At 41.6% G+C, this 255-nt stretch carries 1 pseudogene; it reads right to left on the reverse strand.

Annotated elements, in window-relative coordinates:
- Positions 1-233 (reverse strand): annotated as a pseudogene (locus tag FCL47_RS24245) (secretion system protein E); the annotation flags it as partial.
- Positions 234-255 lie beyond the last annotated feature (22 nt).

The raw sequence follows: 255 nt of genomic DNA on the forward strand, positions 1-255 counted from the left end.
TTGTTGAAAAGAGGTTTGTCTACAAGCGATACATTTACATCTATCAGTGGAAATCCAAGCTGCATGGAAAGAATCCTGTTAAATATCTTTTCATCGATAAAATTGTATTTAACCAGAATTTCACCAAGTTTGAGATCCGTCTCCCTCTCTTTTTGGATATTAAAGGCGGCGGTCAGGTCGTCTTCTGCCAGATGTCCCAGCTCAACAAGCAGTTCTCCAATGCGGATGGACATTCTGGTCTCCAGCATCGCTTTT

This window comes from Desulfopila sp. IMCC35006, assembly GCF_005116645.1.
Taxonomy (GTDB): Bacteria; Desulfobacterota; Desulfobulbia; order Desulfobulbales; family Desulfocapsaceae; genus Desulforhopalus_A.